At 46.6% G+C, this 25,879-nt stretch carries 41 protein-coding genes; all 41 read right to left on the bottom strand.

Annotated features, from left to right (window positions below):
- Positions 1–10 precede the first annotated feature (10 nt).
- On the bottom strand, positions 11–772 hold the full coding sequence (locus U5J89_RS02205) for a hypothetical protein (RefSeq protein WP_322573978.1): 762 nt from the start codon (positions 770–772) through the stop codon (positions 11–13).
- Complete coding sequence (locus U5J89_RS02200; protein WP_322573977.1) at positions 772–1,041, bottom strand: hypothetical protein; 270 nt, start codon at positions 1,039–1,041, stop codon at positions 772–774. The genes U5J89_RS02205 and U5J89_RS02200 overlap by 1 nt, the downstream gene beginning before the upstream one ends.
- Positions 1,041–1,517, bottom strand: a complete 477-nt coding sequence (locus U5J89_RS02195) for a hypothetical protein (RefSeq protein ID WP_322573976.1) — start codon at positions 1,515–1,517, stop codon at positions 1,041–1,043. Before U5J89_RS02195 ends, U5J89_RS02200 begins: the two co-directional genes overlap by 1 nt.
- Before the next feature lie 70 nt (positions 1,518–1,587).
- Positions 1,588–1,923, bottom strand: coding sequence for a hypothetical protein (locus U5J89_RS02190; RefSeq protein ID WP_322573975.1), 336 nt, complete (start codon positions 1,921–1,923; stop codon positions 1,588–1,590).
- A gap of 50 nt (positions 1,924–1,973) precedes the next feature.
- Positions 1,974–2,321, bottom strand: a complete 348-nt coding sequence (locus U5J89_RS02185) for a hypothetical protein (protein WP_322573974.1) — start codon at positions 2,319–2,321, stop codon at positions 1,974–1,976.
- Entirely contained in the window at positions 2,321–2,713 is a 393-nt protein-coding gene (locus tag U5J89_RS02180) for a hypothetical protein (RefSeq protein ID WP_322573973.1), read from the bottom strand. The genes U5J89_RS02185 and U5J89_RS02180 overlap by 1 nt, the downstream gene beginning before the upstream one ends.
- Before the next feature lie 3 nt (positions 2,714–2,716).
- Complete coding sequence (locus tag U5J89_RS02175) at positions 2,717–3,313, bottom strand: hypothetical protein (RefSeq protein ID WP_322573972.1); 597 nt, start codon at positions 3,311–3,313, stop codon at positions 2,717–2,719.
- 11 nt (positions 3,314–3,324) lie between these two features.
- Positions 3,325–4,449, bottom strand: a complete 1,125-nt coding sequence (locus tag U5J89_RS02170) for a major capsid protein (RefSeq protein WP_322573971.1) — start codon at positions 4,447–4,449, stop codon at positions 3,325–3,327.
- 38 nt (positions 4,450–4,487) lie between these two features.
- Complete coding sequence (locus U5J89_RS02165; protein WP_322573970.1) at positions 4,488–5,114, bottom strand: hypothetical protein; 627 nt, start codon at positions 5,112–5,114, stop codon at positions 4,488–4,490.
- 66 nt (positions 5,115–5,180) lie between these two features.
- On the bottom strand, positions 5,181–5,924 hold the full coding sequence (locus U5J89_RS02160) for a hypothetical protein (protein WP_322573969.1): 744 nt from the start codon (positions 5,922–5,924) through the stop codon (positions 5,181–5,183).
- Positions 5,925–7,668: 1,744 nt separating this feature from the next.
- On the bottom strand, positions 7,669–7,857 hold the full coding sequence (locus tag U5J89_RS02155) for a hypothetical protein (RefSeq protein ID WP_322573968.1): 189 nt from the start codon (positions 7,855–7,857) through the stop codon (positions 7,669–7,671).
- An 897-nt stretch (positions 7,858–8,754) separates the two neighbouring features.
- Positions 8,755–8,898 (bottom strand): hypothetical protein, encoded by a 144-nt coding sequence (locus U5J89_RS02150; RefSeq protein ID WP_322573967.1) that lies wholly within the window; start codon positions 8,896–8,898, stop codon positions 8,755–8,757.
- Entirely contained in the window at positions 8,870–9,043 is a 174-nt protein-coding gene (locus U5J89_RS15870; RefSeq protein WP_416208493.1) for a hypothetical protein, read from the bottom strand. Before U5J89_RS15870 ends, U5J89_RS02150 begins: the two co-directional genes overlap by 29 nt.
- A 110-nt stretch (positions 9,044–9,153) precedes the next feature.
- Complete coding sequence (locus U5J89_RS02145) at positions 9,154–9,897, bottom strand: hypothetical protein (RefSeq protein WP_322573966.1); 744 nt, start codon at positions 9,895–9,897, stop codon at positions 9,154–9,156.
- 6 nt (positions 9,898–9,903) lie between these two features.
- The gene (locus tag U5J89_RS02140) at positions 9,904–11,565 is read right to left on the bottom strand and encodes a hypothetical protein (protein WP_322573965.1); all 1,662 of its coding nucleotides are present in this window, start codon (positions 11,563–11,565) and stop codon (positions 9,904–9,906) included.
- Between the two features lie 3 nt (positions 11,566–11,568).
- On the bottom strand, positions 11,569–12,915 hold the full coding sequence (locus tag U5J89_RS02135) for a hypothetical protein (RefSeq protein ID WP_322573964.1): 1,347 nt from the start codon (positions 12,913–12,915) through the stop codon (positions 11,569–11,571).
- Complete coding sequence (locus U5J89_RS02130) at positions 12,905–13,450, bottom strand: hypothetical protein (protein WP_322573963.1); 546 nt, start codon at positions 13,448–13,450, stop codon at positions 12,905–12,907. Before U5J89_RS02130 ends, U5J89_RS02135 begins: the two co-directional genes overlap by 11 nt.
- A 28-nt stretch (positions 13,451–13,478) precedes the next feature.
- Positions 13,479–14,252 carry a hypothetical protein gene (locus U5J89_RS02125; RefSeq protein ID WP_322573962.1) on the bottom strand — a complete coding sequence of 258 codons (774 nt, stop codon included), beginning with the start codon at positions 14,250–14,252 and terminating at the stop codon, positions 13,479–13,481.
- Complete coding sequence (locus tag U5J89_RS02120; protein WP_322573961.1) at positions 14,245–14,901, bottom strand: hypothetical protein; 657 nt, start codon at positions 14,899–14,901, stop codon at positions 14,245–14,247. Before U5J89_RS02120 ends, U5J89_RS02125 begins: the two co-directional genes overlap by 8 nt.
- A 97-nt stretch (positions 14,902–14,998) precedes the next feature.
- Positions 14,999–15,646 (bottom strand): hypothetical protein, encoded by a 648-nt coding sequence (locus U5J89_RS02115; RefSeq protein WP_322573960.1) that lies wholly within the window; start codon positions 15,644–15,646, stop codon positions 14,999–15,001.
- Positions 15,619–16,686 (bottom strand): phage Gp37/Gp68 family protein, encoded by a 1,068-nt coding sequence (locus tag U5J89_RS02110; protein WP_322573959.1) that lies wholly within the window; start codon positions 16,684–16,686, stop codon positions 15,619–15,621. The genes U5J89_RS02115 and U5J89_RS02110 overlap by 28 nt, the downstream gene beginning before the upstream one ends.
- Positions 16,679–16,816 (bottom strand): hypothetical protein, encoded by a 138-nt coding sequence (locus U5J89_RS02105; protein ID WP_322573958.1) that lies wholly within the window; start codon positions 16,814–16,816, stop codon positions 16,679–16,681. Before U5J89_RS02105 ends, U5J89_RS02110 begins: the two co-directional genes overlap by 8 nt.
- Positions 16,817–16,819: 3 nt before the next feature.
- Positions 16,820–17,032 (bottom strand): hypothetical protein, encoded by a 213-nt coding sequence (locus tag U5J89_RS02100; protein WP_322573957.1) that lies wholly within the window; start codon positions 17,030–17,032, stop codon positions 16,820–16,822.
- Positions 17,032–17,457 (bottom strand): hypothetical protein, encoded by a 426-nt coding sequence (locus tag U5J89_RS02095; RefSeq protein WP_322573956.1) that lies wholly within the window; start codon positions 17,455–17,457, stop codon positions 17,032–17,034. The genes U5J89_RS02100 and U5J89_RS02095 overlap by 1 nt, the downstream gene beginning before the upstream one ends.
- 4 nt (positions 17,458–17,461) lie before the next feature.
- The gene (locus U5J89_RS02090; protein ID WP_322573955.1) at positions 17,462–18,244 is read right to left on the bottom strand and encodes a hypothetical protein; all 783 of its coding nucleotides are present in this window, start codon (positions 18,242–18,244) and stop codon (positions 17,462–17,464) included.
- An 18-nt stretch (positions 18,245–18,262) separates the two neighbouring features.
- The gene (locus tag U5J89_RS02085) at positions 18,263–19,591 is read right to left on the bottom strand and encodes a PcfJ domain-containing protein (protein ID WP_322573954.1); all 1,329 of its coding nucleotides are present in this window, start codon (positions 19,589–19,591) and stop codon (positions 18,263–18,265) included.
- Positions 19,588–19,821 (bottom strand): Cas9 inhibitor AcrIIA9 family protein, encoded by a 234-nt coding sequence (locus U5J89_RS02080; RefSeq protein WP_322573953.1) that lies wholly within the window; start codon positions 19,819–19,821, stop codon positions 19,588–19,590. Before U5J89_RS02080 ends, U5J89_RS02085 begins: the two co-directional genes overlap by 4 nt.
- A complete protein-coding gene (locus tag U5J89_RS02075) occupies positions 19,793–20,005 on the bottom strand; it encodes a Cas9 inhibitor AcrIIA9 family protein (RefSeq protein ID WP_322573952.1) in 213 nt (70 codons plus the stop codon). Before U5J89_RS02075 ends, U5J89_RS02080 begins: the two co-directional genes overlap by 29 nt.
- A gap of 42 nt (positions 20,006–20,047) precedes the next feature.
- On the bottom strand, positions 20,048–20,350 hold the full coding sequence (locus U5J89_RS02070; RefSeq protein ID WP_322573951.1) for a hypothetical protein: 303 nt from the start codon (positions 20,348–20,350) through the stop codon (positions 20,048–20,050).
- A gap of 16 nt (positions 20,351–20,366) precedes the next feature.
- On the bottom strand, positions 20,367–21,143 hold the full coding sequence (locus U5J89_RS02065; RefSeq protein ID WP_322573950.1) for an N-6 DNA methylase: 777 nt from the start codon (positions 21,141–21,143) through the stop codon (positions 20,367–20,369).
- Positions 21,143–21,712 carry a hypothetical protein gene (locus U5J89_RS02060; protein ID WP_322573949.1) on the bottom strand — a complete coding sequence of 190 codons (570 nt, stop codon included), beginning with the start codon at positions 21,710–21,712 and terminating at the stop codon, positions 21,143–21,145. The genes U5J89_RS02065 and U5J89_RS02060 overlap by 1 nt, the downstream gene beginning before the upstream one ends.
- Positions 21,713–21,809: 97 nt before the next feature.
- The gene (locus U5J89_RS02055) at positions 21,810–22,298 is read right to left on the bottom strand and encodes a hypothetical protein (RefSeq protein ID WP_322573948.1); all 489 of its coding nucleotides are present in this window, start codon (positions 22,296–22,298) and stop codon (positions 21,810–21,812) included.
- Entirely contained in the window at positions 22,270–23,115 is an 846-nt protein-coding gene (locus U5J89_RS02050; RefSeq protein WP_322573947.1) for a hypothetical protein, read from the bottom strand. The genes U5J89_RS02055 and U5J89_RS02050 overlap by 29 nt, the downstream gene beginning before the upstream one ends.
- 3 nt (positions 23,116–23,118) lie before the next feature.
- Positions 23,119–23,313, bottom strand: coding sequence for a hypothetical protein (locus U5J89_RS02045; protein ID WP_322573946.1), 195 nt, complete (start codon positions 23,311–23,313; stop codon positions 23,119–23,121).
- A 2-nt stretch (positions 23,314–23,315) separates the two neighbouring features.
- A complete protein-coding gene (locus U5J89_RS02040; protein ID WP_322573945.1) occupies positions 23,316–23,717 on the bottom strand; it encodes a hypothetical protein in 402 nt (133 codons plus the stop codon).
- Between the two features lie 592 nt (positions 23,718–24,309).
- A complete protein-coding gene (locus U5J89_RS02035; protein WP_322573944.1) occupies positions 24,310–24,501 on the bottom strand; it encodes a hypothetical protein in 192 nt (63 codons plus the stop codon).
- A 169-nt stretch (positions 24,502–24,670) separates the two neighbouring features.
- A complete protein-coding gene (locus U5J89_RS02030) occupies positions 24,671–24,859 on the bottom strand; it encodes a hypothetical protein (protein WP_322573943.1) in 189 nt (62 codons plus the stop codon).
- Complete coding sequence (locus U5J89_RS02025; RefSeq protein ID WP_322573942.1) at positions 24,859–25,041, bottom strand: hypothetical protein; 183 nt, start codon at positions 25,039–25,041, stop codon at positions 24,859–24,861. The genes U5J89_RS02030 and U5J89_RS02025 overlap by 1 nt, the downstream gene beginning before the upstream one ends.
- Positions 25,042–25,233: 192 nt before the next feature.
- Positions 25,234–25,434 (bottom strand): hypothetical protein, encoded by a 201-nt coding sequence (locus tag U5J89_RS02020; RefSeq protein WP_322573941.1) that lies wholly within the window; start codon positions 25,432–25,434, stop codon positions 25,234–25,236.
- Entirely contained in the window at positions 25,409–25,678 is a 270-nt protein-coding gene (locus U5J89_RS02015; protein WP_322573940.1) for a hypothetical protein, read from the bottom strand. Before U5J89_RS02015 ends, U5J89_RS02020 begins: the two co-directional genes overlap by 26 nt.
- A 1-nt stretch (position 25,679) precedes the next feature.
- Positions 25,680–25,868 (bottom strand): hypothetical protein, encoded by a 189-nt coding sequence (locus U5J89_RS02010; RefSeq protein WP_322573939.1) that lies wholly within the window; start codon positions 25,866–25,868, stop codon positions 25,680–25,682.
- Between the last annotated feature and the right edge of the window lie 11 nt (positions 25,869–25,879).

The following is a 25,879-nucleotide window of genomic DNA, read 5'->3' as shown; positions in this document are numbered from 1 at the left end:
ACCATCGTCTTTAGTTCAAAAGAATGATTCCTGTTAACGTAACTGCCACGCCCACACCAGCGCCGATCCAGAACTTGGGCAACTCGTTTTTCGGTTGCAGCTCGGTATAACTGCGATAATCAAGACTGTCAAAATCCGGACTAGTGACATACGTTAGCATCCGCGTCCGGCTGTCATTATAGGTGCTGGCCACATCAATGCGGATATCACGAAGCTGGCTCATTTGTAAATCCTGTCGAACGCGCAGGAAGAAATCGGTCGGGCACTCGAGCCCCATTTGTATCTGCTCGGCCGTAAACCCGCAGGGATTAAGCTCTACATCTACCGTGCCGGTGACTCTAAACAGCTGGTTCCCAAAGGTCCGAGACTCGGTAAACGAGCGACGAATAACACCGGATGAATCAGCAGAATCTTCCTGTATTTCCTTTGCCTGGTCGACCATCCGATCCAGCGTAACGGCGTTCCAAGTGGCCTGCTTTTTCAATGAATCAACCTTTAGGTTTAGTCGGCCATTAATAGCCGTATAGCTGGCAATCTTATCGTTAGATTCCTTCACCTTCTCAGCCAGCGTTTCATTCTGGGCTTTCAGGCTGTCAATAATCTGTCCGCGGTCGGTGTACGCCGATCGCTGTACCCACGACGTGGAATCAATTTGCTGGGTACCTTCGGGCACCTCTACCACCTTGGGATTCTGGTACTGATAGACATTCAGGCCTATCAGGGCAATAATCGCAACCGAGATACCTAATATGTATTTAAGTTGATGTTCCATCAGTCCAGCTTTTTGTCGATCATCTCCAGTTTGTCAATCAAATTCTTGTATCGTTGCTGCGCTACGTCCTGCCGAACATACGTTCCACGCACGCGCTCTTGATAGGTGTCTATCTGGTTATCCTGTCGCTTATTCCACTTCGTGTTATTGTTGATATCAGAACGCAAAAAAGCCGCCGTCCAAATTAGTGTGCCCAGCACAATAATAATTTCTACAAATCGTAATATCCTCTCCCAGTCAGGCGTATGTGTCGAAGTCGCTTCACTCATCAGTCAACGTATTTTTTATAATTAGAGATTGCCTCTTCTACCGTCGCCGCCCCTTCCTCAGTATTCCAGTACTTTTTGTAGTATTTTGCCATCGCCTCCACATCTTTAAAGTATGGCAGGGATTCTGCAAAGCGCAGGTAGTAACACCGTGCCATGGCCGTCGCGTAATACAGGTTGCCGGCCATTTCCTTAACATTATTGTCGGTAAACGCCCTTGGCATCTCCCAACGCAAAATCGTATCGCCCAGCGTCGGCTTGTATTTCAAAAAGTTTTCCCAGATATCATCATGTGTTGCCGGCTCCATCTGGTAAATACCGATAGCCGGACCATTGCCCAGCTGATGCAGGTATTTTCCTAGTCCGGACTCCTGAGCAGCCGTTAGCAGCAACAGCTCTTCAGCATTCCGGGTGTATTTGCCCAGATCGTGAAGTACCGGGCGGATGATATATTCGCGTAATTGTTGGCAGTAAATCATGGTATTTGTTTTTTAAAAAAGAGCGCCGCCGGTAACAGGCGACGCCCTTTCAGGGCTCGGTAAAGTTCTCTTATGCGTAATAATGCAGGTTCGACCTGGGCCAATGCGGTAAAAAGTCATACCTTTCTTGTAGCCCGTACTCCTGCAGTTCGTTAATAATTAATTGATGGTCGATATCCCCTTCGAAGTTCTGGGCAACCGGACATACTTCCATGGCCGTGTACTGCGGCCCGGCTTCGTTTGAGAATGCCTGCTCGATATCGAGATCTGCGGTCTCATCAAAGGAGATCACGTCCTCGATAGCAATATTTTGGTCTACGTCGGCTGACGCCTCTACAGGCTGGATCGCTCCCATAAAGAGAACGGCAACCAACAGCGCCAACACAGAAAAAAGCTTCGCTTTCATAGTGCTATGTGGTTTATTGGTGCTCTTGCGAGCGTTCTGATTAAGAAATTTCATATCGTATTCACCTCAATAAGTCCGTCTATTAGCCGCCTATTTTTAATGACTACTTCAAATTCCTGGCCTTTGTAAGTCAATGTCCCGCGATCGTCAACGCTCAAAACTTTTGCTTTCGCCTTATCCTTCAGAAACACCCAAAGGTCTGCGGTTTCTGTGCTCACTTCGGTATCGCTGGTCGTTATCTTTAATCCACCGCCGGTACCCGGTTCTTGGGCATTACATTTACCATCGTACTTAGGCTCTCCGGAGCTTCCCGGATTCCAGTCGCCGTCATCATCCTGACTACCACCTGTCGAACTTCCCGGAACGTACAGGTGATCGTTATAGATTGAACTAAACATTACCAGCTCGATTCATTGCTTACGGCTGTTGATGACAGAGAGCTCCTTGAGCTCGATGTGCTATCATCCTCTTCCAGCAAGTCATTTGCTAATGATTCGGCCCTGGGATGCTTGGCGCTTAAATTGCCCCGATATACCCAGGTTTCCTCACCTTGATCGATGCGTTCATGGACCATCGACTCAGTGGTCTGTTCAAGCTCATAGTTGATCTGATATACATTCGCCAACTTCGCTTTTTCAGCATCTTCCCCACTGAAATTAGTGCCATGAAGTCCGAGAGTACGTTCGACCGCTACTACTACTGCATCAAAGGCATCCTGATCATCATTATAAAGCGCCTTGGCTTTGTCAGATAGTAGTGGATGCGATGTTATGTCGTAGGTAGCGGACACGGTTTACCCCTCTTTGTATGACTTCACGTGATCGACCACTTTGGCTGCCGTCTTTTCAGCAATGCCGTTGATATCAGTCAGCTGATCCTGATTCTCCAGCAACGCTTCAACAGTAGCAAAACGCTCATCCTTGATGAGCTCGTCGTATTCGGGAGTGTCATCGGGAATGGGCTCAAGCTCCTCGTCGGGCTCATCACCCTGCTCGGCTTCAGCCTCTTCGATAGCCTCTTGATCAGCACTTTGGGCAGCATCCTCTTCGTATGCCTGCTCATCTGACTGGCTATCTTCGTTTTCCTTAGACTCCTCGTCGGATTCTGATTCTCCGGATGAATCATCCCCTTCCGAGTCGCCGTCTGATTTGGATTCACCGGTATCCTCCTCCTCGTCGGGCTCTTCTCCCAAGAACTGGTCTTCGGAAAATCCCAGCGCCTTGGCATGGGAAATGGGCATCTCTACGCCTTCGGAATGAGGGTGATATGATTCCCCCCTGTAGCGCACAGATGATTGCAGTGGTACGGTAACAGTAGGCTCCTCCTGCCGGGCAAAGCCGACAGCAAGGAACGCAACTGCTATGCTTAGAAAGATTATAATATTAATCATAATGAATTTATTTAGCTTGGAATGTCAGTAGATGCGATTGAAATCTTTTGAGGCACTTCCACAACGGGTAATCCGTTGGTAGCACCTTCACCGCGCAACTGCATAGGCTTGGCTTCGGGCGTAAATGCTCGGGCATAACGTCCCGGTTGGCCATTACCCTCAACGGTTGGACCGATATGGGTATATCCCAGGGCATTATCGAAGATTGGATCTTCGGTAGAACCCTGTCCTACGCGATAACCGCGCTGATCATTACTTCCGATAGCAACCAACTTACCAGCCGACAAGAATGGCTTTTTGATGGTATTCTCTTTGTCGGTAGGATCAATCAGCTCCCCTTCCATAATGTAGGTGCGGATGCGGATGCGATCACGGGCATCACTGGAAGCGACCGTGCTGTTTTCCAACTCACCCAGCTTCACAATTTCATAGACAGAGCCATACTTGTACGACTCTTTGCTTTCGATACGGATAGCATTAGCCGAGTTGGCAAGAATGGTATTCATCGTATCTTGATGGCACAGATATTCCTGGACATCGTAATTCTGCTGTTTTTGCATCGTATAAATGTCATCCCAGAACTTAGAATCCGTTCCGTCATAAGCACTGGTGCCGGTACGATTCGACAGTTTGTTTTCAGACGGAATGCCATAATCAACACTGATCTTCTTTTTATTAAACTTCCAGTCAATCTTGCCAGTCGTTAAGATCTGGCCACGCAGATACTCAAAGGTATCCATGTGCGGTTGGATCAACAGCTTGTCAATAAAGTTGATGGCCTCTTGGACCATATCAATATTGCTTCCGGACTGCTGCAATTGCTGAATCTTACGCAATGCTTTCTCCGGAATGGTTACTGCATTACCAAACTTGGAAGTGCTTTGCAGAAACTCGGAAGCTGTGATAACACCGCCTTCAGGAAAGTCCGAGTCCATACCTACGGCACCGGCCATAGTCGAACGGATAATCATGTTCCCGCTTTCAACCTTATACGTCGGTTCAAGACGCTCGGGCAAAATTTGTTGTAATACATAGTCTTCGGAAGGGCGGGCGTCGCGGGCCATCTCTAAGGCCGCATTGCCTGCTTGGGCCTCCCGATTCAATCGTTCAAGTGCTTCTGAAAAAGTAATATCCATTGTTTTAAGCTCTTAAGAATTAGGTTTATTAGGTTCGTTTAGTTTGATCGATCGTCCGAGTAGCTCTCGAACACGAACCCGGTACCGTTCTCCTTGAGCTCGGATAACCAGGTATCAAAATCTGAATTGCCATCTTCTTCAAGTAGATTCTTGAAGACCACACCACCGATAACGAGTCCATATCCTGAAATCGCATCTTGGGTATCACCTTGAAGGGCTGTAGCAAGCAAAATACCCATTGCTACAATAACAGCTGTTGCTCCGCTACCGTCATCGGCAGGGCTTCCGCTTACGCCATCAAAGGTAAACGTATCAGCATCAGGTACAGTTGCGATTGTCCACGTACCATTATAAGCATCAACACCAGCGCCGGTAATTTTAATCTCATCACCGACCTCATAACCGTGATCAGCTGCTGTGGCCGTAGCCGTACCAGTACCGTCCTCAGTTAAATTAGTGATGGCTGCTTTCGTTGAAGATCGCGGTACAACCTTTCCGGATCCCAATTCGCTTACTACTGTTCCTCCCGGCAATTCCTTATTGCCATCCGCATTCTCAAAAGAAGTGGGAACGCGGCTAAAATCCACTTGCCGGCCATCATTGGCGTCATAATTAACCCCAAGGATAAAACCGGGCTTTCCTACATTAGAAGTTGTTCGTGACATATTATTCCGTTTTATCGGTTAGGGCCTTTCACGCCTTGCATGTCAGGCCGATTATTTAGTTTAAAACTATTTATCGTCGTCCTCGGCAATGCCGGCAGCTTTTTTGTTCTCTTCTTTCCATTTGTTCAGATAACCGCCATCATTGCTCTTACCATTGCTGGATGAGGACTGATTCGCTAAATTCTTTGTATTATTTTTTTCCTCATCGTCGTTTTCATTATCGCCGGTATGCTGCAGGGCAGGCAGCACGTCTTCCCAGTTCTCTTTCGCGTATTCTTCGAGATCCTTTTCGCCATCCTCGGTTTTAATGACGCCGTACTTCTCATCTTCGCCCTCGTCATTCTTGCGGGTCTTGACTTCAAATTCCGCATCTTCATCAGCCAGGCGACTAAGTACCTTTGGATTCCATCCTTGAACTTCAGCGACTTCGGAATGCTGTTTTTCGCGCTCGTATTTGGCATTCTTTTGAATAGCCTCTTGCCCTGCCTCAAGCTTTTCTTTTACCTTTTCGGGGTCTTCGCCGAGCTCCTGGTAGGCATTAAACTTCTTTTTGAGCTCTTCGGGATCCTCAGAGATCTCCTGGTAGCCTTCAAGCTTCTCTTGTAGCTCGCGACGATCATCACGTAGCGATTTGTTCTCCAAAAACAGTGTGGCCGCAGCATCTTTGCCTCCGCCCTCCTTGCTAATGAGGTTGCGAAATCCCTCTACAACATCATCAGGCAACTTAGCTTCGACGGTACTGCTACCGCCGGGATCATCGTTTTCAAAAAGAATTGTGGGTGTAAATCGACGTTGGAAAATATCGTACATAAAATTATCAGCGTTTAGTTTGAGTTCACTCCTTGAGTGGGCTCGTTGAACTCAGACCCTTGGCCTGAAAAAGGCTGGCAAGTCAGTCTGCCAAGTCGCCTGTTGTCAAACTGATAAAATTATCATGCCTTTAAAAGCCTATTCTTTTCTATTTGAAAATAAATTATATAACTTTGGCATAATCATTATACAAACCAGGCTTTTACACACGGCTGATGACCAGAGGAATTATCAATTAAGCTACATCAGTGCCCATCAAATGAAGGAAGATGAAAGAAGATTCGCAAAGAAAGGAATGAGCATGCCGCCAGTATATTCGCGATCATATACAACAACTCAAAAAGGAAGGGGAGTTATGAGCTCTCCACAAAGTTGACTCCTGCGTAAAATGAAGACAATAGTGCAATATTATGAGAAAAAAATACTCTCCTCTTTATCGATTAATTTTAGAGAAATTAATTAGATGCGATAATTAGAAAAAACTGCAAGAATTGTGGCCAGTCTGTTTGGAGAACCTCTAAGCTAAAAATAGAAAGTATTTATTGCTGTAGGCCATGTCAAGATGAATGCCGAACAACAGGCTCGTATATGACATTGCAAAGAATGTGGCTAGATAAGATTTTATAAACACACAAAGCTGAATCATGGAATAATTGTAGCAGAAAATGGGCTTATAAGAACATTTCTGAGCGGGCAATACTCAATAAAGAGTGTCCTCATTGTGGTAATGAGACTATAAATCAAAGAACAAAAAATATTGTTCTGAAAATGTATGCATTTAGCATCTCGGAAGGTGAATTTAGGGATGCAAAGCGTGCAGCGAGTTTTGGACTGTCCTTCCCAAGATAACGAATTGTGTTCAAGGGAATGTTCAGATAAATCAAGCAAGACAAGAATGCAGAAAGGGAGGGTAAATATTTTACTTGTTTGGTTTGTGGGGATAGTTTTTATAGAAATAGATCACAAATAAAAAGAGGTGCTGAAACTTGTTCTATGGAATGCTTGGGGGAATCACAAAGAATGGTAAGGAATTTGAATGTGTAGAATGTGGCGATATGTCTACAGAAATGGAGCCCAAATTGAGCAAGCCTAAGAAGAACGGAGCTAATAAGTTTTAGTAACAAGTGTCAAGGCAAAATCTCCATAGAAACAGAAAATTCTATCCCAAATCCCAGAAATTAGAAATGCTATTAGGAATAAAAGAAAAAGACCAAAACTACATGATCAATATGTAAAGAAGCACTTGTAGGCAGTACACCTGCTAATAGTACAAGAATGGTATTCCACAACAAGATACTTGACGCCAAGCGTGAGCGATTGAAAATCGATAAATGGAAAAACTAGGACTATAATTATGAATAGTGTAAGAACTCCGAGACGAATTTGCAGATAACTTTCAAAAGCTTAAAATAGGGGAAATGGAAGTACCTGAAGCCTGCAGAATGAATAACTACGGCAGGAAAGATAATAAAAACCGTTATGCTTGAGCTTAAGGAAAAGGATCTGAGTGGATCTAAAGAGCTATTCCATGTCTAGGGTATGATGGGAAAGAAGAACGGCCGAAGGTGGCGTTACGAGTATCTGAGTAAGATGCGTACAGAAAATGAATTAGGCAGCTATGGAAGATATTTGCGAATAGCTCAAGAGCATGGATGGTATGAGCCGCAGGCTAGAAGATCATACTTCCTGGATGGGCTGTCGAGATGGGAAGAGATCCACCCCTACCATTCGATAGCGATTCAGACTAAGCCGCCTGCTCTCCAAATCCCTGGGCCACCTCGTAAGCCAGATTCTGATAGGTGTTCGCTACCTCAACCTGCCGCTCCAAGTGGCGATCGGTTTTCTCATCAAACATAGATTGCAACTGATCCTCATTGTAATCATTAGGCTTTTGTAATGCTGCCCCACCGCTACCCCACTGGTCCGGCTCCATGATTACAGCCTAGAAGTATGAACATCCGCAGAAAGGGTGCGGGGTGCTGCTACATTTGTTAGTCGGAAATACTCCCTGCCTAAACCGAATTGGTCGATTCATGGTACGCAATAGTGCAGTGATACTCTATGAGACCATTAGCCGTTCATAAGAATTTAATGCGTCCTCTTACTCCATTTATACACCTGTTCACCCTAAAATGTCATTATTATAGCCTCATTGCTTATGATCCTTGCTTTTGAGTAAATTATGGTTACAGAAACTTTACTAAATTTATTTGCCAATGTAGCAAAGAATGCTGCCTACTGTGAAGACCCTCTCGATAGTTCATGACCGTACTTATTGCAGTACAGATTAAGCATCATGGCTGATGCAAGATGCCAACCAAAGCCTGAAAAATTCTGTAGATGAATGTCTGAAGAAGACCTTGACAAAGCGCAGGTGAAGTGCTCCCATTAGGCACTGCAAGGAATGAGAATTTGCTCTTCTGAATGCAATTAAAAGCGTAAGCGAGTCTTATGAAATTCTGTTGAGAGCAAGCGCACTTGATAACAAATTGTGGAGATGAGTTTGAAATACCTATCTTATCGACCGACCGCAACTCATTGTTCGAAATCGTGCGTGTTTGAAGCTATTACCGAAATGGCAACTGGTCCGAATAAAGGTAATTCTTACGTTAATCCTGTTATCCGCTGAGGTCTGACCGGAAGAAGGCTTGGCAACTTGACGGAGTCAACACCTTGCCAGATGTTGAGGAACGATTCAAACTATCTTATGGTAGGTCTGGTTAATCTGTGATTATCGGCCCTCCATACAGGATTTACTCTTCAACTGGATCGTGTCACTGCATCACATTGTCTCCTGACGATTCGAGACGAATCCGCCTTCGTTCAAACCTTACTCTTTGTGATACATGCCACCGCAAGGCTGACGCTGATGTTGATTATATTCTTGAGCAAGATCGTAAATTGTCATATCCGTTTGCAGATCGCCTGCCGGAATCCATCCTTGATCAGTTAATACAGGATGGTCTGGTGTCATTTACCTCCTTCGGTTGACTTTTCCCGCTTGGAAACGTAGCTTCTGAACTGTGCCAGCCGGAATGGTTCTTCGATAAAGACGAGTTACTCGGCTTAAAACGATCTTTGTGCGTTAACACCTTATCGCCAATCTCAATATCTTCAATAGGCTTAGAACCTTCATCGGTAATAACAGGCGTTCCCTTCCGTAAACAGACGTCAGGTGAACTGGGGAGGCCGTAATGTCGACCTGAGACTTCCCATTTACTGGCTCCGACTATGGGAGCCTCGTCTTGCGCATATAAGATCCGCTTCCCTGTACGCCGTGTTTATTTCGGTTACCACGTATCCGGCGGGAATCATAAAGCACTTGTGAGGCTCGATTATAGGTTTGCATGTCGATATCCCCTTCTCGAAGTGCTCGGTTGATATCGGATTTCATGAGCCGGCCCCCCTCCACCAGGTCCAAAACATCATCATTGCCTCGAGACAGGATCCCGGCCAGTTCCTTAGCCGCTCGATCGGCGCTCACTCCACGGCCTACAGCGGATTGCAGGTACTGGTCGATATCATCAGCGGCGCTTACCAAGCCTCGACGGATAACAGATTGAAAGTTTCGGGCGGTTAGTCCTCTGCGCAGCATCATAACTTCGAGCGCCTGGTCCGGGATGTCATTAAACGACACGGATATGCCACTCACTCCGGCTGCTCGCGTAGCACGGTTTATAGCTTCGGCATGGCCTTGCGCCGCTACTTCTGCGACCTGTCGGCGTCGCCGTTGGAAAAGAACGCCTGCCTGTTCGCCCAGCTGGTTAAAGCGACGCGTAATAATACGCTCCAATTGCTCGGCACGTTCGCCGGTAATAGTTTCGCTTCCTAAATCGCGGTTAATATCCGAAATCATGCGAGCATATAGCTGCATCAATCCTTGGTAGGCCTGCTTGGGTACACCGCGGGGACTGAGCACTTGGTTACGTGCATTCAGGAGAGCTCTGCGGTATTCATCGGCGTAGTCGGGCATATATTATCAGTTAATATTTCCCAATAAATCCTGTTGCTGTGTTCGCTGGTCGATCTGCTGCTGGATCTCATCCTCAATGGTGGAGATATCCCCCTCCTCGAGCTCATCTTCAAGCCATGTCTTATCATCGATAACAACACGCAATAACTTTTTAGTGAGTGTGGGCGATTGCACATCTGCATTACGCAGATCCCGAAGCATTTCAAGAGCCTGGGCGGCCGCACTGTCGATCTTGGCCATCTCGGCATCAATATCATCCACACCCAGCATGGCCATAGCGGTAGACCGGGATAACAGTTCCTCATTAACCTGCTTAATAATTGCATTGCGCATCTCGGCTGGGATATTGCCCGGATCAATGCGACAGTTAAACGATGCGCCGTATTCTTCGACCTTATCATCCTGGCTGGTAAGATCAAAGGCAAGGTACATCACCGTTTCAACCAACCACACCCCGGCCTTGTCAACGGTCGATTTCGTGTTTTGAGCATCCATAACAAAGTCTGCCAGCGCCTGAATACGTGCCTCTCCACTGGCGGTAGCATCACCGGCAATAAGAGCATGTTTTTGATGCGACTCTTCCAGTATCGCCGAATAAGCCTCCGACTTGGCCTCTGAAAAGGATTCATTTGAAACCGGCTCTCGGAATTTTACATTGGCAGTTCCCAAGGCCTCAGTCTTCCCCTCCTCATCCTCAATCATCGGGGGATTGATAAAGTTTGTTGTACCAGGTCCGACCCTGTACGGTGCGGGCTTAAACTCCTCTTCGCCAGTCTCTTCGTTTTTCTCCCACTTTCCCGGAGGCTGGGCGTTTAGAAATATCCGTTCTAAGAAACCCGAATCCACATTGTTGCTCATCATCGTAAGCGCCTTGTTAAGGAGCTTATTTTGCTGGCGGATCTGCTCTGTTAAAAACAGATCACGGCTACCTTCGTACATTGTGAGATTCCCACCAAGATTTAAGCCTTCGGATTCCTGCTCGTCAGATAGGTTCTTGATAATCGTTTGGCCCTCCTCATTCAGATAGGTGATCTCATAGATTTCATTCTCGTCATCATCCTTGAAACTCATGATGCCGGCCCGGCTGTTCTCGGAGGTGTTTTCAATAACCGCGCCCTTGTTAGGCTCCACCACTTCGACATGTATCTTTTGAAGCTGGTCTGGCAGTTCGCCACTGGTATCAATAGTGCCGTTCTCTAAGTAGGTGCTCGGAATATAAATCCGTAATACTGCACGGGAGGATTTCAGCAATGCTTCCAGCCAATCCTCAAGCACTGTGTGTACCTCCTGCTCTTTCCACCACTGGGTAAGGGCGGCCATTATTTCATTAATCATTTCCTGCTCGGCCTCTTTCGGTGTTTCATCCTCATCAAGGCTTCGCTTTAGGTCAACGCCCCATTGCGGCTCTTTACCCAAGACGGCAGATTTATGTCGCCGGGTAATCTCTTTCATCACGTTCTGTGAGGTAAACAGCTTCTTAATTTTTGATATAGCTTGCTGTCGTTTATTTCCTTCGCTCGGCAATGCTCCGGCCCACCCTTTACCCTCTTGCCAGTGATCACCGTTTAAAAACTTGGTGTTGGCATCGTAGTCATTGGAGTGGTCTTTATGGGCCTTACTTACATGATCTTTGATTTCACTGTCGGAAAACTCGCTAAATGCTTTCATAACTTAAGGTGTTGTATATGATTTAGAGTAACTTTTCTTTGTACTTCCTTTCTTATCAGTCATTAATGATCCGATGATATAGCGCTCGGCATCCATGTGGTGAAACTTATTTTTGTCCTCGATCTCCTCAGTAGGCTCATCGTTATCATCAAGTTTCCTGGAGTACGTCATTTTCTCATCGAGGTAATGGTCCAAGTCATCAAATACAATAATCTTATTCTGCTTATGAGCGCCGTGAACTCGATTAATACCAACTTCAACATCTTTTACGCGTGGCTTTTTAATTGGAATACCGGCATCTCGAAACTCTCTGCGCCACTGGTCCTCACTGGGAGCACCGCCCCGGCAATCATCAGGTAATTTGGGCTCCTTCGCTGTAATGGCACGTGCATGAGCCTTGGCTGATTTATTTCCTGATTTATAAGCTCGATACAGGTAATACTTCTGGGTGCCCGGCTCGTTAGCATAGAACAGGCAAACGGTATTAACGCCGCCGAAATCGAAACCCCAATAGCGCGGCCACTCATCAGGAATATTAAAACGAGGTATCTTGCAACTATCCTCGTCAAAAGAATCATAAATAAGGCCGGCCGGCTTCGTAAATATGGCTCGGTAAAACAGGTTGAACTTCCATCCCGGCAGTGTTGCTTTCGCTCGATACCACTCCTCAATTGGGAATATGGGGTTATCCTTACTTTCAAATCGAATAACCTCAATGTCGGGATCTGTTTTGCGCTTATCCCAAATCTCCTGTTTGAGCCAACCAAGGTTATAAGGGGTGGTTGTAAATAGTGCTCGCCCCTGGTGAATAGATAATCGGCGCTGGATGGCCTCCCATGAACCAAGCTTGAATTTCTTCTGCCCCACCTCATCAAGCCATGCTGCTTTCGCCGTTGCTGACTCCAAGCTTTCCGGATCCTGAGCGTGCCCAAAAAATATCTTTGTCTCGGTGTCGTGGTATTTATCTTGATAGTCCTCTCCAAATAACCTCTCCTTTCCTGCCTCACTAACGGTAAATGTTTTCTTGGATCCACCGACATAATCACCGAGCTGCAGCCGTTTTTTAAAGAACTTAAGAAACTCCGGTAGCGCTTTCTTTTCCAATAGCGTAAAGGTTGGAGTAACAACCATATAGTCGCCCGGACCGCATCGTTTAATTTCCCTCCATAACCAATAAGGGCCAAAAGAAGTCTTTCCGCCCTGCGTTCCAGCAAGAACACAAACAAAGCGAGCATCACTTTTCCATGCCTTAGCCTGTCCCCGGTGGAGGTTAAGCCGAAGCTTACCATCCTCCGAAATGCGGGATATATCTTTAAATCGCTTAGGGCGCTTTTGTGTATCATTGCTCATTATCCTCCGGCATTTCAACCACAACTTCCGTTATCTCTACTGGGCCTCCGTCCTTACCAGTAACTTCATGTTTTTGAGCAGCTTCGAATCCCATAATCTTTGCGCGGTGTTTGGAGATCTTCACCAATGAGTTAATGAATCGTGGATCCCCAATCGGGTCTTCGGTTTCAACTTGAATTTCCTTTGTCCGCTCCCCGGCCTCGTTTTTTACCTTCCGCTTATGCTTCTCCTTCTCTTTAATAGATCGATCCCACCCTTTACGAGCCATCCGCTCATAGCCTTTCAGCTTCTCAAGCTCCCGCATCTTGGCCTTGTGGACATTCTCGATGCGCGACTCTTTCCACTCTTTTTCGATATAGGTTAGATCATAACTGATCTGCTGCTGAGAGAGCGTATAATCGGCGTTTGTGATTTGACGCAATTCTTCGGCCATTGCTGTCTGGCTCATTTCGTCCGTTTTACCCATTGCAAGCCACTCAGACAGGATTTTACGGTCTCGGTCGATCTCTTTTCGCTTTCGTTTTCGTGATGCCATTACAAACTGCCTATGTACAAACTGCGATTTACACGTTTCCGATGGGTACATTCACCTTTTTAGCATTGAGCAAATCGCTCATTTTCTCCGGTGGTAACTCGTACTCAATCACATCCTTTCCCCACTTATTCATTATCGCTTCACAATATGTGATCTCCTTTTGCATGTGGCGCTGACTTACAATACCTCCACTGTTATCTCCATGCCGGCAATCGTAAGCAAACTTGTTGAATCGAAGTACCTTGCCGAAGGTATGGATCTGTTGGAGCGACATATCATAATCATCCTTGGTGCCAACACGCTGATCAAACAGCAGGTCGTGATCAAGATGTCCTTGCAGTGGCCCAAGTACCGGATTGGTTAAACTAAATGGCCGATACGGCTTATAGTTCATTGGATCGGTGTTTTGATTCACACCCCACATCTTAGACCCAAACTGATAGCATAAATTGGTGCACTTTATAAACAGATCCTCAACCTCCTCCTGGGGATAGGTTCGGTAGCCATTGTTAATCGGGGTACCATCCTCATCAAAATCAAATTCCGTGTAGGTAATGCGCTTCACATCATCGTCAAGCATCATAAGTGGTCGCGGAAGGTTTCGCATGATCCAATTACGCTTTTTGACAATAGAGCCATCCTCGGAGTCCGGGAGCGTTATCAGCCGGTCGCCGCCCACTGCCCTTTCATAGTCATCTGCCTGTGATTCGGGAACGACATACTTGGCAAAATCGAAATAGTCCGCTCCCGGCAGGCTGTCTGCTCTTCCATACGACGGTATCACAACAGTTAGATCATTCATCACTCAATCGGTCCAATATCTGTTTCCCTTCCATTACTCGGCCTATGCCCTTGGTAGGCTCTTTGACATCAATAAGCTCTTTCACCTTTTCAAGGCCCAGCTTCTCTTTAGCCACCTCCCAGTCCATTGGATTATCGAAATACAGAACCACATAGTTGTGCTCCAAAAGCATTTGATCGGTAAACTCTATCTCCGGATCATCGAACTCATCGTTTTCAGTTTCCTCCACCATGAAATCGAGCTCCTTATCAGCAAATCCCATTTCTGCCAATTCATCTACCTGGTAGGCTTCTTTCAGTAGCTCTTCATCCCAACTTGAGGTATTTTTTTTGAGGCGGATAATAAGCTCCCGTTCCTGATCCAGCGTTAAATTACGTTCAATGCAGGGGATTAATATTTCGTCGCCCTGGTATTTGGCCTCTTCAAACTTAGTTCCGTGCTTTTCATATTCTGCCTTTGTGATATTTTTACGCTGGTGCGCATCAATGATCACATTCTCCCGGTCGGGATTCACATTTACGATACCCGGCAACGTCCAGCCAAACTTTAATAGGCTCGATTTGATCTGTTCGTATTGCTCGGGGCTTAGTTTTTTCGGGTTGTACTCGCAATCAATGAGCTGCGAAATGGGCTTATAGACGATATCCAATTTTCAAATAGATAAAATTAACGGTTGAGTAATGTATCTATCTTTAATATAGGATAAGTTTTAAGCAAAAAAAATTGAGTGAAGCCTACTGATTAACTCATCTCGCATATTCCTGCTGCTTCTCAATACCTACCTGGGATTTCGTTTTTGGGAGCTCCCTGTTGTTTCGGTAATACCAGTAGAACTTTTTTAATAGTCTCTTTGTGAAATCAGGCTTCTTTTTATGCAGTGCTGGTGGTTGCTTCACGTACTCACACTCATGGGAACGAATATATCGGCCCCTGCTCGGTTTGATATACATTAGACCAGCATAGTCTGGCACCTCATCCTCAGTTACCAATCCCTCTGGTACTGCAAAGACAAACTTATTGGGGCGTACATCCTCGATAGGTTTTATTTTGATTCGGCTCTGGGGCGGATAGTGAAATTTATCGCTTTTCAGCTTTTCCATCACCCGATCTGATACCTCCGGAGCTATGTATGTCCGTTTCACATACCTGTCTCCTTCCCATGCCAATGCTCGATGCTTTTCCTCTTTGTTGAAATCTGCAAAGAAGTCGCTGCGAGACACCTTGATCTCAACCTCATAGGTATATCCACTTTTGGCAACTGCAAAGAAGTCACATTCCCAATCAAAGATGTAGGAGTTGCTGATCTGATATTTGTAGCCATCCAGAAAATACTGATGTAAATAGGCGTCTATTTGTTCAGCTGTCATCACTCTACCTCCGGGAACTGATTCCATTCCTTACCGTCTAATTTTCGGCCCGCTTTCTTTTTGCCAACTTTTTCGAAGTAATAATCATGTTCGCCTTCAATGAATTTTATTCCCTCCGGAGTGCCATTTCTACCATTCGGAGTATCACTAAATTCTGATCTTCCAATTACTTCTTTTGTGGTTAAAGCCTTCCAAGCACCCCATTGCTTAAAGAAGAAACTCACCTCGGCCTCCTGGCACTGATCCCTAAGGCCTCGCACCCAGTACGGATGCATTGGCCGTGCTCCTGGTCCGGATTCGCCGCCCGCTATTACCCAATGTAATGGTTGGTACTCGGATGGAAGTTGTTTGTTTATTTCGGGCTTTGTAGGATCTTCTGCTATCCATTTCCACAAATCAACGCCTGCAAGCAGCGGCTCACAGCTAAGAAACCGAACTGCTGCCGGGCACTCGAGGAGATGCGGGATCCGCTCATCGGCTGCCTCTTGGTTTTCCACGCTGGTACCAAGCCAGACATTAGGCGCTGGCCATTCCCGCCCATTCACGTTACACATCTGCATGAGCATGGTTTCTTTGCAGTCAAGTTCGCTAATTGCGAACTGAATACATTTCCGGGAATTGTCGTAGTCATAAACTACGCTCCCATCTGCGTTTTTAATTTCACCTTTATCCAACCACTGGAAGAACTCGGCCATGCGATCGGGACGCTTGGTAAGCACCTGGAAGGTGTGATCACTGCAGTATATCATCACGCCGAATACAGCGGCCACAAACTCAAACGGCACTTCCGGATGAAACAGGTCGCTCATCGAGTTTACGAATACCCGCCGCGGTTTCTGCCAGTGCAGCGGCTCCTCGAGTACGTCCGGATGCAGTTTCACCTTACCGTTAAAATGATCTTTGCCTTCGTTTACCAGTCCGGAATACTTCTCTTCGGTGTGGCCAATGTTGGCCAGCCTCTTCGTCATCTGTACGGCATAGCAGTTATCACAGCCAGCACTCACTCGCGTGCAGCCGGTGGTTACATTCCAAGTTTCGTCCGTCCATTCTATTTTTGATTCACTCATTTTCTAACTCCTTTTTTGTTTCCTTATACCATTCACTAAGCATTTTGTGGAATATATCTGGGCTCAATAATCCGATAACAGCATATCCCATCATCACAAAAAATATTTCCAGTCTTTCTTTAATCATCATATCCTACTCCGGTTTATCTACGATTAGTTGCAATTCTCTCGGGCAATCCACCACTCGCCAGTTTGCGTTTTGACAGGTGTCCACCACGGTGTTATACCATACCGGACGTCCCCAGCTGTCGGTAGCCTTGGGGAAGGTCTCGGTAGGCGCTTCCAGCTTGTAGGCTGGCAGTAGCAGCAGTAGCGCAATGAGTATGCCTACGGTTGATTTTAGCATTACTCAGTGAGTAGTTTATTTCCTGATTTCAATCGTTCATAAACCGTTTGTCCATCATCGGTTATAGCAAAACCAAGAAGCAGCTCTTCCATCCGCGCCTGATTCGATTTGATCTGTGCCAATGTAGTCTGCAACCAGTCAAGTCGGTTCTTCCAAGCGGTGCGCTCGGCCTGTTCTCGGTTGCAATAGGTCCCCTGGGTATTAGGATCATCCTTCATAGCCTGCAGCATACCGTCAACGTCAACGGTAAGCCGAAAGAATAACTCCTGTCCGCCTACCCACATTGAGAAACTAAGGGCTACCGGTTTTCGGTTTTCATATTCCATTTGAATTTTCTGCGCTCCATGTTCGGCTAACACCTCCTGAATATTTCCCAGGGTCTTAGCCGGGCTGTCTTTTGAACTCTTGTTTTTGATTCCTGCCATAGTACTACTCTTTGATATTTTTGATTGAAAATTCTACTACCCATACCCACGGATTACTCTCCCAGGGATAGCCTCGGTCGGCGTTGATCTGATCCCAGAGTTCACGAAACCATTTTGTTGGTGACGGCTTAACATGACTATCAACATTTACATACGATAAATTGCGCCGCCAATGGATATCAGCACCTTCCTTCTCAATATCCCCCTCAGTTATATCCTGCACACGCTCGACGCGGATATCTTCGACTTTTAGTTGGATTCGCGACGCTCCTCTCGGCATGTGGATACTCGGCTTCCATGCCAAGTGCTCTTTGATCGTTTCGGTACTCCATCCACCCTCTTCGCGGTCCAGCTCGGGCGCTCCTTTCTCTTTCAGCTCATCATGGAGTCGCAGGTGCAAGTCCTGATCTTTCGGGTTCTCCGGCGGATACAGCTGGTCGTGAAAGACGACTTCATCGCCGGTCTTATACTGGATCTTCCAGTAGGCGCGGTCGCAATCCCAGGCTATCGGACGCCAGCTTTCACGAACCCAAAGTTCTTGTCCTGGGTATCCGTATGGACAATACTCTTCGGGATCGGGATATTCTCGCAAAGGTGATCCTCCGTAAGGTCGCCACACAAGGCCGTACTCCTCATGTAACTCAATGCACGTTCCACCTCTGCAAACGTGCCCTTTCTCATCAGCCTTGATCACCCGCCTTGTTACGGTTTTCCGGCCATCAAGAATAGCCTGCACCATCTCGGTGCTGAATAATATCGGTTTCTCTGTTTTGGTTGCTGTACTCATGGTGATTTGGTTTTGTGGTTAAGCTGCTACTTCTTGTTGCTGTGCTCGTTTTGCGATTTTGTTCATATTCTGGCGAACGGCCTCGACAATCCTGTCGTGGTGATCGGTCGCTTCGTTCTGCAGGCCTCGGGCCTGGCTGACCTCCAAATTGGTTAGATCCACCTCAATAGTTTCAACGGGCTCACCATCCATCCGTGCTGACATTACCAGGCTGTTCTCTTTTTTGTAATACCTGCTATTTCCGATGCAGTGATGGAGCTTCTCTCCTTCCTCGATAAATTCTTGTGGTGATTTTAGTGGTACGATTTTAATATCACCGGCGCTGATTTGCAGATCGAAGAAATGACCTTTGCTTTCAACATACTTGGCATGATTCTCACGCATTTTCCGGCGCTTTCGCTCTCGGCGCTCCTTCTCTCTCCTTCTTCGGATTTTTTCATTATATCGATCGTGAGCCTGCTTAAAGTTATCCGGGCAGATGTAATACGGATTATGCAAGTCCCTGTCGAACTCTTCTAAAAAGCCCAGGTAATCGAACCAATCATTGGCATCCTCCACGATATAATCGTTCCGCATAGCAATACAGATGCTATCCCAATACTTCTCTATTTTTGAATGGAGTTCACCTTCTACGCTCACACACTTCTTGAAGAGTGATATCTGTCCGGCCTTCAGCAAGGTTTCCGCTTCGGGATACCTCAATATTGCCGAAAAGAAAAGGTGTGGCGCTTCATCTTTGAAGTAGCCGTTGTATCCGTTACGACGAATAATGGGCAACGTATTTCGGCCAGGGCGAATCTTCCAAGGGATAATAGACTGGCGCCGCTTGTGGTTATGCGAATTGGTACGCACCTCAAGGTCGCTGCCATAGCTCCACGAATCATAGTAGTTATATGCCCCCATGCTACTGGCCAGCATGGTCATGGACGTCATTTTTCCATCCTCTCGGATCCAGTGCTGCATCACTTCGTTGTGGATATACTGGGCAGGCTGTTTCCGCTTCATATACTTTTCGGTAAAGAAGATCCGGACCAGCTGAAAGCCCTCTACCACATCAATAATAGCCCAGTACTCATACTTGCTTTCGTCAGTCTCCCAGTGGTCAACATGATTAAGATTCCTCTCCCCACATTCCGGACAGGTGGTAGGCAAAATATACTTGCTCATTTCAGCATTATTCGGATTCCACTTGTGGCCACATTCCAGACAGTTATAGCGGTTCCTGCACTCGACGTAATGCTTGTCGAAGATAGCCTCCTCGGCCCACCGCTTATCCTCTTCCGAAACGTCTGGTACTTTGCAGGATAGCTTGACGACTTTCTTCTGTAGTTTTGTCTTAGGCTTCATGATGAAAAGAGATTTGGCTGTTCATCTTCCTGCTCTTTCTTGGTAGATTTCCGCTTCTTGGAATGGAGTCGCTGGCGCTCTTCTCTCATCACCTTTTTGCGGGCCTTCTCCCGAAGCTCCTCTTTTTCCTCATCGGATAGCTCCGGCTTGTGGTTGACAACGACATTGCAGTCAATGGGATCGGCCTCATCAAGATCATCCTCATCGTAGTAGTGAGCGGCCAGATTCAAATATCTCCTCATCGGTATAGCCTTGGGCTCCAATCTTCTTGACTTGACTGAGGATGTAATTAATACACCCCTCAATATCTTTGTCCTCTTTTTCCAGGTTCTTGGCAAATAAGGGATCCTCATCTGCCATTACCTGAAGCTTATCTTCTATCGTTTCTTTAAAATGATCGCTTACTTTTGCCATGGTTTTGTGGTCTTTAGTAGTTCAATGGTGATTTGTGTTGCGTTAGCAGGTTGAAGGGCTAACGACTTTATATTCGTATTTGCGATCGCCTATCTTCTCGAATTTCGTGTAGTAGCTTGCAAAATCAATAGCGTCTATTTTTCCCGGCTCCTGCTCATTGAGTTTCTCTTTCCTCTGCTCCTGAGAATACCTTGCTGGTTCTACAAAACCAGTGCAAAATTGCTTTACAATATGCTCGGGTACTCCCCGCTCAGTTTTATCCTCAATGATGTAGTGATAATAGCTATCACCGTATTTCCTGCGTTGTCCAGATTCTTTTGTTTCTACGTCAAAATGGTATGTCATAATGGTGATTTGTTGGTTAAAAAAGTGCTAATTGCGATTCCATTTCCTCCGGGTTACCCTCTATTGCGACGGGTCCCGGTCGCTTTTCACGCGTTTCTGCGGCCTGTTTTAAGGCCTCCCCGCGCAGCTCCCGGTACTCATCCAGCTCCTCCTCTGTCATCTGGCGTATTTTCCCGCCCAGCGGTGATCTTTTCGTTATCCACCCACGAAAGTATTTCATCGAGAGTGCATTGCCGTAGATGATTACGCCATCCATGTTGAAAAACGTCAGGTTGAGCGCGGCCATGTGAGCGCAAATGCTATCCAAATCTATGCCGGTGAAGTGGGCGTCGGTTGGTAATAATTTAGCCGCCGAATGCAGCAGGCGTCCGGATCCACAAGCGGGATCAGCGACGCGCGGTTGCTGATCTTCCGTTTCGGGTATCGTCAGCTGGGCCATCATATCGCACACTGGTTGTGGCGTGAAGTACTGCCCCATGCCTTGTACGCTGTAGTTGCCGGCAATCTCCATATAGCAGTCGCCCAGGTATTCTTTGGGGTTGGCTTTCATTTCCGAATCCTTGCCCATCTTATCCTGCAGGATCCAGAAGGCTTTCTTAAACAGATCGGCTTCACGTTCGCCTTTTTCCCGGTCGTTGGGATAGCGCTCCATGACTTCGAGGTACTTCTCATCGTCGCGCATTAATGCATAAAGCATCAGCCGTACCCAGTCCCGGAATACCTTACTCATGGTATAGCCCCGGCGCTGGATACGGTCGAGCGGCTTTAATATGTCACTGTTATCAGTGGACATTATGCGGCTGCGGTTTCAGCTTCGTCTTCGTCAACCTCCTCATGGGCAGGCAGTCCCTTACTGCGACCTTCCAACTGTCGATCTTCGGGCGCCTGGTATCCGGGTTTGGATCCGGAATCATCGTCGTACCCATCGCCGCCGAACATGTCGGACTGCGCTCGTTTCTGCTTGGTGATAAACAGCTTCACCTCTTGCAGAAACTGCTCGTACTCTTTGAGCGCAAAGTCGTTGGACCAGTCGCATTTCATGGTTACCGGCTTGGCAAATGCGGGCGTCTTGAACTTCGCCTCGATCTTGAGCTGGCCATTATCATGGTTGAACTCAATGGTTTTCAGGATAAAGCGGTCGATCATATCTTCATCCTTGCCGGGCATGTCCAAGATCTCCACAAACCGACGCCGTATCTTCTGGCGTTGTTTGATAAGATCGGGATGCGGACTGGCATAGGCTTTTTGCCTGAACTCCTCCGGCTCTTGTTTGCCGGCCATCAACAGGAAGGTGGTCTCGATATATTCGAGCTCAAACTTCACTTTGTCTACTTGGATTTTACTTTCGTGTATTTGTCTCATGGTGATTGCTTTATTTTAGGTTGTAATGAACTTCTGTAAGTGTTCGGGTACCTCATCGGCCCCGTACATTTCTTTTAATTTTTGTGCTCGCTCTTCATCAGATTGTTGAGTTTCCTCTTCGCTCCGTGTTCGCTGATTCAGTAATAGCTTTCGGGCGCTGGTCCGGATTCTGATACTGCCACCACTTGCCCCTCAGCTCTCGCTCATAATTGTCCAGGTACTCGTGAAAGGCGCGGACCTGCTCGCGTAGATTAAAACCTTTGATATCGACCTTATTTTGGACTACGCATTGCGCAAAGTGCTGCAAGACAAAATCTATCGGGATGTCTCTCGGAAATCGCCCATTCTGGACGACCAGCGTCTGGAACCATTTCTGAAAGACCGCCTGATTCCGCGTTTTCTTTTTCTCCTCATCGGGATGATTGCTAAGCAGCTGTTTATCCGCGCCAATACTCTGCACGTAATCAAACAGCACGGCCATTTGTCGGCGGTTAGGGTTTATCAGGTGCATCATGCCCTGGGCTTCGGCCTTGGTTTCAATTTCAGCAGGCGTTTCGTTACCCGCCTCCTCCAATGAGTTCTTCACCTGCGTCGAAAGTCTGGTCTGTTCTACTTTTGTGTCCGTTGCTTCCATTGCTATTCTTTTTAGATTCAAATTCTTGGTCTTTAAGCGGATAAAATGATTTGTTGCCGGCGTTTATGGTTTGCTCGATCACTTTGAGCGGGTCGTTGCCCTTTTCCTTCAGCTCAATAAGCCTGCGGAATTGTGACTCTACCATACTCAATGAGGAACGCATCTTGCGCGACTCCATCATGTAATCCCAGTACTCTTCGTATCGCTCGACAAAGCCTTCGATCTGCAGCGGCTCGGGCACCGGCACGCCCCTGGTTCGCCACTTACTGTCAAACAGATCGCTATCGTTTTCGGGCTCCTCTTCCTGTTTATTCTGGCCGCCGGTTTCTATCTGGTTGCGACTGCCAATCGTCACCCCCTCTTCTTTGAGGATTTCCCGGGCATACGGCAGGTTTTGAAACTGATCCCAGACCTTTATGAAAAATGGATCGTTGAGCACCTTCTGTGGTAGCTTCGGGATCACCTTGGCAGCCGACTTTTTCATATTCTTGTTGTAGTTCTGATTCTTCACAAAGTTGGTCATGATAATGTGGCCGTGGACATACTTGGCCTTGCCAGCACGCTCAAAGGCTTTGAGGCCTTCGGTGATGGTGTCCTTATCCAGGCGGGTATCAAATGCGATGCGGCGGGGATGGATCTCGTACACACCCAGCATATTGCCGAGGGGACTCGTTATGAGATATACGTAGAGCAGTTTCTGATCTTTTTCCAGTGCCGCTATAAAAGTGTCGTTCCAAAAGTGGGTATTGAGACGTCTGTTTCTTCCCATTGATTAATTTTTATGTAGTTCTAATTCTTGCGTAAAATCGTCTGCGCTGACATCGACCGACTGGTTTCGTTTTAGGTGCTCTTCCCGATACAGCTGAGCTACCTGCCGGCGATCGCGCAATTCACTGACCAGCGATAACATGCCATAGACAACCATGCCTGCTATAAATGCCGTTATAAGCCAACTCCAATGCACCATAGCTACACCTCTGCGTAAGGGCCTTTGTTTTGGGATTTGGGAGTGCCAAACATATCGCCCTGCTTAGGCTCAACCTTGAAATCAGCCGGCCGTTTCCACCGCCACTGATGCTCGTCGCGACCGTATTTGCCCTCGACGGTATACTCCGTTTTTACTAGAATATCATCGTTGGTCAGATTGGTAAGCGCCCTGCGCGTAGAGGTGAGTGGCCAGTCGATAAACTCGCAGTTACGGTGCAATTGGGATGGAGAGAAGCGCCCGAAGGGATGCTTCCAGAAATACCGGGCCAGATCTTTTTCCTGTCCATCAGCTTTCTCCTGGAGCTCCTCGAGTTGCTCTTGGGTGTAATGGTCGGTCTTGTGGACCGTCGCTTTGTGGTTGTCAATCTGCTTTGTAGATTCCATTGCGCTAATCCTCTTTGAGGGTTAGTGGTTAAGGCCCCGTTCCCTGCGCTTAGTCTTGGCCGAGACATTAGCAGGGTTCGAGGGCTTTATTTATATTTCAATCAGATTCCACTTTTAACCCGATTGTGAGTCGTGATCTATTTCTGGCATCGCAATTAATGTCTGCCTGCCTTTGTAAATTTTTTTATTTCAATTACCTATTTCATCTAATTGCGTGGGAACATTGCTTCCTTAATGGTCTTCTTCCAGTGTCACAGCAAGAATGTCTCATAATCTGTTCACGTACCAAGTTACTAACATGATTACTTGCGGGATCTCCGTCTATGATTTGCCTGTGGTTTATTTCTGGGTTCGGATAAATGCTTTCGCCATAAGTCGATGCACCTTTTTAGCATGTGGCTTTTTGTCTTTCTAATTGTCACCTTCATGTACCCTTCATGCTAGGAACAGTTCTATGATTCTAGTCTTGGTCCATCCAGTTCTTCTAAATGGCCTTCTAACACGACCTTTCTTTCGTACTTCTAAAATCTGGATTGTACACCTGTCTTCATATTTAACTCCTCCTATTTCCTTGATTAATTGTTTATAGTATTCATGAACCTCTCTGTGACAGGTAATCAGCGATCGATTTTGCGATACCGCATTCGATCTTATTCTTGCCCCAGCTAATTGTCTCATACTCTTGTGCATCCTCATCAATGCCAATGATTATCACCTTATCAAAGCCGAACTCTTTACCTACTTCCTCTGCCTTTCGCACTTTTGGTGACGGGTTGTAAGCCATAATCAATTCCTATTTCTTGGCTCTTTAGGGTCAAAGTTATTAGCGATCGCTTTAGTCAGATCTGGGACGTCCTGCTGAAACATGCGCTGCAGTGTCCGCAGTATATGCTCTCGGTTCGGGCGCCAGTGTCGCTCCCACTCGTTATGATTTGGTTTATTCAGTCCGCTCATCATTCTGCCAATTCGTATTCGCGTTTGGTGCCCGACTGCGCAATGATATTTACCTTCTTGTCATTGCACCGGATAAGAATACCAGCCTCCCGCCGGGGATTGATCACCCCTTTGCCGGTGGCCTCTAAATCGCTAATGCGATCGTGTTTTTTCAGTAGCTTCAGCATCTTCTTGGTTTGTGGTCTCATCAGTCTACAAATCCTATTTGTGTTAGTTTTTCTGCTTTTACGGAACGTTTTGCACCGTCCTTGTTCATATCCTCATCCAGAAACTGGACGACGACCTTATCTACTAATCCAGGCTTATTCTGATCCTTCCGGTACGCAATACCTTTACGGCCGTCCTTGTGTTTGACTAAGATCCCGCTCATACTACCTCCAAATATTTCAGTTCAGTTCCCTTATCAAACCCATCGCGCAATGGCTGTCCTATGATGGCATCAGATTTCTTCATAATCAACGTTTTAAGCGTTTAATAATGGTTTTTAACTTCTTTTCGTGGTATTTCAGCTTGAGGTACATGGCCGAAAACTGTAGAATCATTGCTTTTTCCTGCAGCTCTTTCATATATCACCGCACTTTCGCCGCATCTGCTGCAGGCAGTTAATGATTTCGGGCTCGATCTCCTGCTTGTGCTCCACCACATCTTTCAGATTTGCGATGCGATCCCATGCCCAATCGTAGGCACTGTCTCGAAGCATCCGGTCCATCTGATCAATGTACTTTTGCACGTGCTCTTTATCGGTGGTTTTGGCTATCGGCATTGTCGGCCTCATTGATTTTTTGAAGTTTCAGTTTGTCGGTCTTGGCATCCGGATCACGGACCAGCTGGTACGTTGGCCTGCGTCCGGTAGCATCCACCGGGTTAAACGCCCGGTGCATCATTCCATCACAACTGCGACTTACGCACCGCGGGAATGTGGGTACCGTACCCTTGTCAACCATCCCCACAATAATCGCGTCCCCGCACTGGTAGCATTTGTATATGTCCTTATCTCCGGGTTTCATATTAATATTGGGCTCTTATTTTATCCCTTACTTCATCCTGGTCATTGAAGTCGATACCGACATGATTCCGTGTTCCAGATTCATAACTATCACGAAGTGATATCCCATTACTTGTTTCTTCGTAATAGACATCGAGCTCTTTCCCTTTATATCTGATTCTTGCTTTTTCAAAATTTTGCAGTGTTGTCATGGTATTATTGG

The sequence above is a fragment of the Fodinibius sp. genome (assembly GCF_034521915.1).
GTDB lineage: Bacteria > Bacteroidota > Rhodothermia > Balneolales > Balneolaceae > Fodinibius.
This window is presented reverse-complemented; position numbering and strand designations above follow the sequence as displayed.

Coding starts and splice junctions, on each gene's coding strand:
- U5J89_RS02205 (WP_322573978.1), bottom strand. CDS start 772: ATGGAACATCAACTTAAATACATATTAGGTATCTCGGTTGCGATTATT.
- U5J89_RS02200 (WP_322573977.1), bottom strand. CDS start 1,041: ATGAGTGAAGCGACTTCGACACATACGCCTGACTGGGAGAGGATATTA.
- U5J89_RS02195 (WP_322573976.1), bottom strand. CDS start 1,517: ATGATTTACTGCCAACAATTACGCGAATATATCATCCGCCCGGTACTT.
- U5J89_RS02190 (WP_322573975.1), bottom strand. CDS start 1,923: ATGAAAGCGAAGCTTTTTTCTGTGTTGGCGCTGTTGGTTGCCGTTCTC.
- U5J89_RS02185 (WP_322573974.1), bottom strand. CDS start 2,321: ATGTTTAGTTCAATCTATAACGATCACCTGTACGTTCCGGGAAGTTCG.
- U5J89_RS02175 (WP_322573972.1), bottom strand. CDS start 3,313: ATGATTAATATTATAATCTTTCTAAGCATAGCAGTTGCGTTCCTTGCT.
- U5J89_RS02170 (WP_322573971.1), bottom strand. CDS start 4,449: ATGGATATTACTTTTTCAGAAGCACTTGAACGATTGAATCGGGAGGCC.
- U5J89_RS02165 (WP_322573970.1), bottom strand. CDS start 5,114: ATGTCACGAACAACTTCTAATGTAGGAAAGCCCGGTTTTATCCTTGGG.
- U5J89_RS02160 (WP_322573969.1), bottom strand. CDS start 5,924: ATGTACGATATTTTCCAACGTCGATTTACACCCACAATTCTTTTTGAA.
- U5J89_RS02155 (WP_322573968.1), bottom strand. CDS start 7,857: ATGGAGCCGGACCAGTGGGGTAGCGGTGGGGCAGCATTACAAAAGCCT.
- U5J89_RS02150 (WP_322573967.1), bottom strand. CDS start 8,898: ATGACACCAGACCATCCTGTATTAACTGATCAAGGATGGATTCCGGCA.
- U5J89_RS02145 (WP_322573966.1), bottom strand. CDS start 9,897: ATGCCCGACTACGCCGATGAATACCGCAGAGCTCTCCTGAATGCACGT.
- U5J89_RS02140 (WP_322573965.1), bottom strand. CDS start 11,565: ATGAAAGCATTTAGCGAGTTTTCCGACAGTGAAATCAAAGATCATGTA.
- U5J89_RS02135 (WP_322573964.1), bottom strand. CDS start 12,915: ATGAGCAATGATACACAAAAGCGCCCTAAGCGATTTAAAGATATATCC.
- U5J89_RS02130 (WP_322573963.1), bottom strand. CDS start 13,450: ATGGCATCACGAAAACGAAAGCGAAAAGAGATCGACCGAGACCGTAAA.
- U5J89_RS02125 (WP_322573962.1), bottom strand. CDS start 14,252: ATGAATGATCTAACTGTTGTGATACCGTCGTATGGAAGAGCAGACAGC.
- U5J89_RS02115 (WP_322573960.1), bottom strand. CDS start 15,646: ATGGAATCAGTTCCCGGAGGTAGAGTGATGACAGCTGAACAAATAGAC.
- U5J89_RS02110 (WP_322573959.1), bottom strand. CDS start 16,686: ATGAGTGAATCAAAAATAGAATGGACGGACGAAACTTGGAATGTAACC.
- U5J89_RS02105 (WP_322573958.1), bottom strand. CDS start 16,816: ATGATGATTAAAGAAAGACTGGAAATATTTTTTGTGATGATGGGATAT.
- U5J89_RS02100 (WP_322573957.1), bottom strand. CDS start 17,032: ATGCTAAAATCAACCGTAGGCATACTCATTGCGCTACTGCTGCTACTG.
- U5J89_RS02095 (WP_322573956.1), bottom strand. CDS start 17,457: ATGGCAGGAATCAAAAACAAGAGTTCAAAAGACAGCCCGGCTAAGACC.
- U5J89_RS02090 (WP_322573955.1), bottom strand. CDS start 18,244: ATGAGTACAGCAACCAAAACAGAGAAACCGATATTATTCAGCACCGAG.
- U5J89_RS02085 (WP_322573954.1), bottom strand. CDS start 19,591: ATGAAGCCTAAGACAAAACTACAGAAGAAAGTCGTCAAGCTATCCTGC.
- U5J89_RS02075 (WP_322573952.1), bottom strand. CDS start 20,005: ATGGCAAAAGTAAGCGATCATTTTAAAGAAACGATAGAAGATAAGCTT.
- U5J89_RS02070 (WP_322573951.1), bottom strand. CDS start 20,350: ATGACATACCATTTTGACGTAGAAACAAAAGAATCTGGACAACGCAGG.
- U5J89_RS02065 (WP_322573950.1), bottom strand. CDS start 21,143: ATGTCCACTGATAACAGTGACATATTAAAGCCGCTCGACCGTATCCAG.
- U5J89_RS02060 (WP_322573949.1), bottom strand. CDS start 21,712: ATGAGACAAATACACGAAAGTAAAATCCAAGTAGACAAAGTGAAGTTT.
- U5J89_RS02050 (WP_322573947.1), bottom strand. CDS start 23,115: ATGGGAAGAAACAGACGTCTCAATACCCACTTTTGGAACGACACTTTT.
- U5J89_RS02045 (WP_322573946.1), bottom strand. CDS start 23,313: ATGGTGCATTGGAGTTGGCTTATAACGGCATTTATAGCAGGCATGGTT.
- U5J89_RS02040 (WP_322573945.1), bottom strand. CDS start 23,717: ATGGAATCTACAAAGCAGATTGACAACCACAAAGCGACGGTCCACAAG.
- U5J89_RS02035 (WP_322573944.1), bottom strand. CDS start 24,501: ATGGCTTACAACCCGTCACCAAAAGTGCGAAAGGCAGAGGAAGTAGGT.
- U5J89_RS02030 (WP_322573943.1), bottom strand. CDS start 24,859: ATGAGACCACAAACCAAGAAGATGCTGAAGCTACTGAAAAAACACGAT.
- U5J89_RS02025 (WP_322573942.1), bottom strand. CDS start 25,041: ATGAGCGGGATCTTAGTCAAACACAAGGACGGCCGTAAAGGTATTGCG.
- U5J89_RS02020 (WP_322573941.1), bottom strand. CDS start 25,434: ATGCCGATAGCCAAAACCACCGATAAAGAGCACGTGCAAAAGTACATT.
- U5J89_RS02015 (WP_322573940.1), bottom strand. CDS start 25,678: ATGAAACCCGGAGATAAGGACATATACAAATGCTACCAGTGCGGGGAC.
- U5J89_RS02010 (WP_322573939.1), bottom strand. CDS start 25,868: ATGACAACACTGCAAAATTTTGAAAAAGCAAGAATCAGATATAAAGGG.